The sequence below is a fragment of the uncultured Phenylobacterium sp. genome (assembly GCF_902826855.1).
Taxonomy (GTDB): Bacteria; Pseudomonadota; Alphaproteobacteria; order Caulobacterales; family Caulobacteraceae; genus Phenylobacterium.
The window spans coordinates 1-6,857 of record NZ_CADEGK010000223.1 but is presented as its reverse complement, the minus strand read 5'-3'; the positions used below and the strand labels follow the sequence as shown (position 1 = coordinate 6,857).

The 6,857-nt window shown below is 69.3% G+C and carries 9 protein-coding genes; 3 read left to right on the top strand and 6 right to left on the bottom strand.

Translation table 11 applies throughout. The features are described from left to right. Positions 1–36: 36 nt before the first annotated feature. The 3 genes from QZV94_RS21480 to QZV94_RS21470 are packed head-to-tail and all read right to left on the bottom strand — an operon-like array spanning position 37 to position 1,199. The gene (locus QZV94_RS21480) at positions 37–468 is read right to left on the bottom strand and encodes a hypothetical protein (RefSeq protein WP_293681748.1); all 432 of its coding nucleotides are present in this window, start codon (positions 466–468) and stop codon (positions 37–39) included. 12 nt (positions 469–480) lie between these two features. Next, positions 481–804 (bottom strand): hypothetical protein, encoded by a 324-nt coding sequence (locus QZV94_RS21475; RefSeq protein ID WP_293681745.1) that lies wholly within the window; start codon positions 802–804, stop codon positions 481–483. After that, entirely contained in the window at positions 804–1,199 is a 396-nt protein-coding gene (locus QZV94_RS21470; RefSeq protein WP_293681742.1) for a DUF2089 domain-containing protein, read from the bottom strand. The genes QZV94_RS21475 and QZV94_RS21470 overlap by 1 nt, the downstream gene beginning before the upstream one ends. A gap of 151 nt (positions 1,200–1,350) precedes the next feature. On the opposite strand from QZV94_RS21470, the gene QZV94_RS21465 reads away from it, so the two are divergent. Continuing rightward, a complete protein-coding gene (locus QZV94_RS21465) occupies positions 1,351–3,303 on the top strand; it encodes a tetratricopeptide repeat protein (RefSeq protein WP_293681739.1) in 1,953 nt (650 codons plus the stop codon). Positions 3,304–3,318: 15 nt separating this feature from the next. Here QZV94_RS21465 and QZV94_RS21460 read toward each other — a convergent pair whose 3' ends face one another. Together QZV94_RS21460 and QZV94_RS21455 are read right to left on the bottom strand one after the other, a co-directional pair. Then, on the bottom strand, positions 3,319–4,119 hold the full coding sequence (locus QZV94_RS21460) for a molybdopterin-dependent oxidoreductase (protein ID WP_293681736.1): 801 nt from the start codon (positions 4,117–4,119) through the stop codon (positions 3,319–3,321). Further along, complete coding sequence (locus tag QZV94_RS21455) at positions 4,116–4,967, bottom strand: cytochrome b/b6 domain-containing protein (RefSeq protein WP_293681733.1); 852 nt, start codon at positions 4,965–4,967, stop codon at positions 4,116–4,118. The genes QZV94_RS21460 and QZV94_RS21455 overlap by 4 nt, the downstream gene beginning before the upstream one ends. Before the next feature lie 118 nt (positions 4,968–5,085). Between QZV94_RS21455 and QZV94_RS21450 the strand changes: the two genes are divergently transcribed. Together QZV94_RS21450 and QZV94_RS21445 are read left to right on the top strand one after the other, a co-directional pair. Further along, positions 5,086–5,364, top strand: coding sequence for a hypothetical protein (locus QZV94_RS21450; protein ID WP_293681730.1), 279 nt, complete (start codon positions 5,086–5,088; stop codon positions 5,362–5,364). Between the two features lie 50 nt (positions 5,365–5,414). Next, positions 5,415–6,329 carry a thioesterase family protein gene (locus tag QZV94_RS21445; protein WP_293681727.1) on the top strand — a complete coding sequence of 305 codons (915 nt, stop codon included), beginning with the start codon at positions 5,415–5,417 and terminating at the stop codon, positions 6,327–6,329. On the opposite strand, the gene QZV94_RS21440 is transcribed toward QZV94_RS21445, so the two are convergent. After that, entirely contained in the window at positions 6,318–6,743 is a 426-nt protein-coding gene (locus QZV94_RS21440) for a potassium channel family protein (protein ID WP_293681724.1), read from the bottom strand. The two genes, QZV94_RS21445 and QZV94_RS21440, sit on opposite strands and share 12 nt — an antisense overlap. Between the last annotated feature and the right edge of the window lie 114 nt (positions 6,744–6,857).

Sequence of the window (6,857 nt, the reverse complement as noted above, 5' to 3'; positions counted from 1 at the left end):
AGGGTTGAGGAATAGGTGCTCAGACCAGCAGAGCCCCTACTCGCAGAATATCCGCACCTTGGTCTTCTCCTGGTCCACGTCGACGGACAGGTCGGAGAGATGGTCGACCAGTTCCTCCAGGTTCTCGGGCTTCAGTTGGTTGATGTCGAAGGGGATGCCGTCTCGGGCCATCGCCGCGTTGATCTCGTCGCGGGCCTTGGGCGGGATCAGGCTGGAGAGCCGCACACCGGCGCGCAGGAGCTGCATCGGCACGCGGATGTTGACCTTGGTCGGCCCGCCGTCGCCCTCCTCGTCGGTGTCGACGGAGATGCGCAGGTACTTGGCCCGCGCGCGGTTGCTCGGATAGCCGGGCTCGAGGGAGATCGGCGGCGGGGTGCGGTCCAGGGCCGACAGCAGGCGCTCGGCCTCGTCGGCGGTGATCTTGCCGGCGGCCAGCATGTCGAGGATCGAGCGACGGTCGTCGTTCATGGCGAGGCTCCTTCAGAGTATCTTGATGCGGACCCGGGCGTCCGGGGTGTCGACGTCGATCTCGGTTCCGCCGAGCGAGAGGAGCAAGCGGATCACCGCAAAGGCGGTCTCGTAGGGGTTCATCCGCCACATGCGAGGAGCGAGCAGCATCAGCGGCGCCAGCAGCATCATGAACGGCGCCAGGATCGTGGCCAGCGGCGTCATCGGCAGCCACAGGTCCACCTGCGTTCGCCGTTGCGGGGCGGGCTTCGCTGACCGCGCGCGGCGGACGCGCCCCGCGCGCAGGCGCACGGCCTTCAGGTCGCGCGGTCGTTCGGTGACATGTTGCAGGCTCATCAGCGGCCCTCCAGTTCGGCGACGGCCTGGTCGGCGGTGATCTCGCCGCGCTTCAGGCGCTCCAGCACCTTGGCGCGGTCGGCCTGCGGAACGGGCTCCGTCATCGGGACCATCTCGACCAGCTCCAGCATCGCGGCGATGCGGTTCAGGCGGGCCTTCACGGTCGGGTAGGAGACACCGAAGACCTGCTCCATCTCCTTGATCGAGCCGTGGCTGCGCACGAAGGCCGCGACGAACACCTGATCCTCCGACGACAGTTGCGCCAGCTTCGGCGGCTCGAATGCCCCCTCAATGGCGATGCCATGGTCAAGCAACCGGACCCGCTCGACCACGATCGGCCGGCCCTGGGTGAGCTGCGTGAGCGCCTGCCAATCCTGTTTCGCCGCCGTATCCATAGAGGGATATTAAAAAACTTAATTTGTTAGTCAAGTTTTTTAATATCGCAGGCCACGACCTGGAACGAGGGCCTCGGTGAACGCCGGGCGCGGGCGCGTCGCGCTCGCGGGCAGGTTGGCGACCGGCCGAGGGCCCATGCTATGGGGCGACATGGCGCAAGCGGATCCCCCGGACGTGGAGGGCATGTTCAACGCGGCCCTGGCTAGGCATCGCGCGGGCGCCCTGGCCGAGGCGGCGGACGGTTATCGCCGCGTGATCGCGGCGTCTCCCGGGCACGCGGGCGCACACCTGAATCTCGGGGTGGTATTGCGGCGCTTCAGGCGGTTCGACGAAGCTCTGGCCAGCATCGACCGGGGGATCGCGCTGTCCCCTGACAAGGCCGGCGGGCACACGAACCGCGGCAGCGTGCTGCGCGACCTGAGGCGCCTGGACGAGGCGCTGGAGAGCTACGAGCGGGCTCTCGCGCTCGCGCCAAACGAGAGCCTGTGCCACCTCAACCGCGCCAGCGTCCTTCGGGATCTCAAGCGTCCGGCCGAGGCCCTCGAGAGCTATGACCGCGCCATCGCGCTGACCCCAGGCGACGCAGTGCTCCACAACGGACGGGGTGGCGCTTTGCACGAGCTGAAACGCTTCGACGCGGCCGCCGCGGCGTTTCAGGAAGCCATTCGGCTGCAGCCGACCCTGGCCGACGCCCATAGGAATCGCGCCGTCTCGCTGCGCCGTCTCGGCCGCTTCCAAGAGGCGCTCGCCAGCATCGATCGCGCCATCGGCCTCAAGCCTGGCGACCCGACCCTGCACATCAGCCGCGGCAATCTGTCAGAGGAACTCACGCGGCCGGGCGAGGCGCTCGAGTCCTACGACCGCGCCATCGCGCTGCAGCCGGACCTCGCCGCTGCCCACAATGGCCGTGGCGCGGCCCTGATCGGGTTGGATCGCCTGGAGGAGGGGGTGGCGAGTCTCGACCGGGCGCTTGACCTGGATCCGAAACTCGAGCTGGCCCATCGCAACCGCGGCGTGGCGCTGCGCAAGCTACGGCGGCCCGAGGAAGCCGTCGCCGCATACGATCGGGCGATCGCGCTGCGCCCGGACATGCCGACGGCCTACTGGTACCGCAGCCTCTGTCACCTGCTGACCGGACGCTATGGCGAGGGCTGGCGCGACTATGAGCGCCGCTGGGACGTCGAGGAGTTCGTGCGCACGGCGTCGGGCGAGTCGACCCCGCAGATCCGCGCCCGGCTGGCGCCGGTGGCCGGCCCGGGGGATGTGTCCGGTCGAACCGTGCTGCTGGTGGGTGAACAGGGCGTCGGCGACGTGATCATGTTCGCCAGCGCGATCCCTGACCTCCTGGCCGTGGCCGGGGAGGTCAGCCTGGTTTGCGACCCGCGCCTGCACCGCCTGTTGTCGCATTCATTCCCGCGGGTGCGCCTCCTGGATGCCCTTTCCGCGGAGCGCTGGCTGGAGGACTTCGACGCCGTCATTGGAATCGGCAGCCTGGGCCGGCTGTTCCGCAACCGGCTGCAGGATTTCCCCGCGACGCCGTACCTCACGCCGCGGCCGGAGATCGTCCAGCGATGGGCCGCGCGCCTCGGGCCGTCCGAAGGACGGCGGCGCGTCGGCCTCTCCTGGCGCGGCGGTCTGCAGCGGACCGGCCGATCGGAGAGATCCATGGACCTGGCCGAACTGGGGCCCATCCTCGACCTGCCGCAGACTGAATTCGTCAGCCTGCAGTATGGCGAGCCGGACGCCGAGGTGGCGGCGGCCAACGCGGGCCTGCCGCGGCCGATCCGCATCTTTCCCGCGGCGGAGATCGACGATTTCGAGGACCTGGCCGGGTTGGTGCAGGCGCTCGACCTGGTGATCTCGGTGCAGACCAGTCTGGTCCACCTCACCGGCGCCCTGGGCGCGCCGGGCCTGGTCATGCTGCCAGCCACCCCGGAGTGGCGCTACACCGCCGCCGCTGCGACGATGCCCTGGTACGGCTCGATCGAGCTGTTTCGGCGGGGCGGGGACTCCGACTGGTCTCCCACTGTGCGCCGCGTCGCTGCTGAAGCGGCGCGCCGCCTTGGGCTGGCGGGCGCCGGCGGCGCGCCCGACGAACGCTGAGACGCCGCGCCGGCCTCAGATCCCCGCGTACCACTCGTAGCCGCGGTCCGGCCAGAAGCCGCCGTTGCCGCGGCCCAGCAGGGGTTGGCCGTTGGCGTCCGTGGCGTCGAGCCGTTCCACCACCTCGATGCGGGCGATGTACTTGGCGTGCTTGTACCCCAGCTGACGCTCCACCCGCAGGCGCAGCGGCGCGCCATGGCGGACGGGCAGCGTCGCGTCGTTCATCTCGTAGGCCAGGATGGTCTGCGGGTGATAGGCGTCGATCAGGTCGATGCTCTCATAGTACTGGCCGGTATTATCGAGGGTCTGCTCGAGGCTGTCGAAGCAGTGGAACACGACATAGCGGGCGTTGGGCTTCAGCTTGGCGCGGTCCAGCAGCGGGCCCAGCCGCGCGCCCTTCCACTTGCCGATCGACGACCAGCCCTCGACGCAGTCGTGGCGGGTGATCTGGGTGCGCGATGGCTGGCGGCGCAGGTCGGCCAGGCTCAACTCCAGCGGATGCTCCACCAGGCCGTCCACGGTCAGCGCATAGCCGGCGAAGTTGTCCGCCAGCAGCGTCTCGTAGGCGTAGTCCTGCGGGCTGAGCGTTCCGTTGGCCTTGAAGTCCCTGGAAATGTCGGCGGGGGTGAACTCCTTGGCGAGCGCCTTGCGGTCGGTGACCAGCCGCTGTGCGCGCTCCGTCAGCCCTTCGGCCTTGGCCAGCATGGCGGAGAACCTCGGGTCGGCCGTGAGCTTGTCGCAGGCGCCGAGCCACAGTGAGCCCAGGCTCGCGCCGGCGGCGGTCAGCCAGCGGCGGCGGTTGGTGGCGACGGTCATGCGGCGTCTCCCTTGGCGGGCGTGTCGACCTCGATGGCGTACTTGCCGGTGATCATCGAGCGAAGGTTGTTCCAGAGCCCCGAAAGCACCACCAACAGCAGGTGCACGATGACGAAGGCCACGATCGCGGTCGCTGACAGGAAGTGGATCGTCCGCGCCGACTGGCGGCCGCCGAAGAGGTCGACCAGCCAGGGGACGGTGGCGTTGAAACCCGGCGACATGCAGAGCCCGGTCAGCACCATCAATGGCAGCAGCAGCGCGACCACCAAGAGGTAGGTGAACTTCTGGATGACGTTGTAGCGCCGCGCCTCCTCGCCCTTGGCGAACTTCAGGCGCGCATGGGTCCCGATCTCATGCAGGATGTGGCGGGGCCGCAGCTGGTCGCGGGTGGGCAGCAGGTCCTTGCGGATGTGGCCTCCCAACAGGCCGATCAGCCAGTAGGCCAAGCCGTTGAAAACGAACAGCCAGGCAAAGAAGAAGTGCCAGCGCCGCCCGTCGGCCAGCGAGCGGTAGCTTGGGATCGTCGCCCAGGCGGGGAAACCGCGCTGCTCGCGCATCCCCTCCTTGCCCGACCAGCCGAAGAGGCCCGTGGTGTCGAACTTCAGGTCGCCAAGGGTGGTGATGCCCCGCGGGGCGTCGCGCACCTCCTGCTTGGTCATGGCGAGCCAGGGGTCCGCGAAGGTCGACTTGGCGCCCCAATACAGCGCCGGATGGGCGTTGAAGATCTGCAGTCCGCTCATCAGCAGGATCAGCAGCGCCAGCACATTGGTCCAGTGGGTGATCCGCGTGGTCACCGAGTGGCGGCGGACCAGGACCTTCTGGGGGCGTTGTTTCTCAGCCGTGGGCATCAAGTCCTCCAACCGGCGCAGTTTGGCGCCGTCAGGCCTCCGGGGCGAGCGGTGACCCAGCGGAACGATGCGGGCCGTACGAACGCTTTGCCTCTAGCCCACGGAGCGGAGCGCCACCATGGACGGACAAGACAAGCTGCCGGAAGACGGCAGGATTCAGCCGCAGCCGCGCGGGGGCGATGCGCCGAGCCCGCTGGCCGACGGCGGTGAGAAGATAGCGCCCGAGCGCCTCCCTGCTGTGAAGAGGGACGACTCGGTCGAACCTGCCGCGGAGCCGCGCACCCTCGAGGGAATTGCGTCCGGCCCCGAGCCTCGGGCCGAGCCCGACCCCTCGGTCAGCCATGGCCAGTCGGACGACGCCTCGGGCGAAACCGCCCGCGACGACGGGCGCCGCTAGCGGTGCGGCCTCCGGGCGCCTAAGCTCGCCGGTGGACGGGGGAGCGGGCGTTGGCGGAAATCGAAGTCTGGCGAGGAGGCGTCGCGGCCTGGGAGTGCGACGCCATGGGCCACCTGAACGTCGGCTTCTACGTGGCCCGCTCGATGGAAGGCCTCGCGGGGCTTTCCGCGGAGATGGGCCTTGCCGGCGCGTTCGCGCCCCACGCCCAGGCCACCCTGGTCGTGCGTGAGCAGTACATCCGCTTCCTGCGCGAGGCCCGGATGAATGCGCCGCTCTCCATGACCGGCGGGGTGCTGGATATGGGCGAGGACAGCGCACGCCTGCTGTTCGTCCTGCGTCATGCTGACGGCGCTCTGGCCGCGACCTTCCAGACGGTCGTCAGCCACGCCACCAGCTGCGAGGCTCGATCCTTCCCCTGGAGCGCCCGGACGCTGGCGCGCGGGCAGGCGCTGGCTGCAACCGTACCGGCCGGCGGTGAGCCGCGCTCGATCACCCTGGAGCCGGTGGTGGAGACCGGGGCGAGCGGACGCCGCGCCGAGGCGCTGGGTCTGGCCCTGACCGGTCGTGGCGTAGTGATGGCCCAGGATTGCGACCCCTTCGGGCGGTTGCGGACGGAGGGCTTCATGCAGCGGCTCTCCTCGGCGATCCCCGGGCTGTTCGCGACGCGTGGCCGGGCGGGCCAGCGGCGGCCCACCGCGGGTGGCGCGGCGCTCGAGTACCGGCTGATCCACCACGCCTGGCCGCGGGCCGGGGACCGGTGGGTCCTCTACAGCGGCATCGGCGGTGGCGACGCGCGCGTGCAGCGGATCTTCCACTGGATGGTCGATCCGGAGACCGGCCGCCCGTGGGCGACCGCGGAGGCGATCAGCGTCGCCTTCGACCTGGAGACCCGCAAGGTCATCGCCATGACCGACGCTGAGCTCGCCGAGGTGCGTCAGGGCTGGACCGACGGCCTAGGACTCTGATGCCCGGCTGGCGGCGAGCTTCGCCAGGTCCGCCCGCAAGGCGATGATCTCGGCCTTGAGCAGCTCCTGCTCCTCATGGGTGAAGGCGTCGTGGTCCTCGATGAGCCGCGCCGCGATGTGGCCGATCAGCAGCGGAAGGACGATCAGGAGGGAAATCAGCATGGTCGCCGCCCCCATCAGCCGCCCCGCGGGGGTGACCGGGCTGAGGTCGCCGTAGCCTGTCGTCGTGGTGGTCACCACCGCCCACCACAGGCCCTCACCAATTGACCGGTGCTCAATCCAGGCGAAGGCGACGCCGCTGATGACGATGAGAACAAAATAGAGCAGCAACAGCTCGCCTACGCTGTTGGTGCACTTGATGATGTAGTCGATGACCCGCTTGCGCGGCTTTGGCGTGGCTGAGACGACGCTCATGGGTGGACCTCCCTCGATTTGGCGGCCCTAGTGAACCGCATCTCCGGCGGAAGTCACGGGATCGGAGCCACCAGCTCGCGCAAGACCTCGCGAACCCGCTCCGGCCTCTCCATC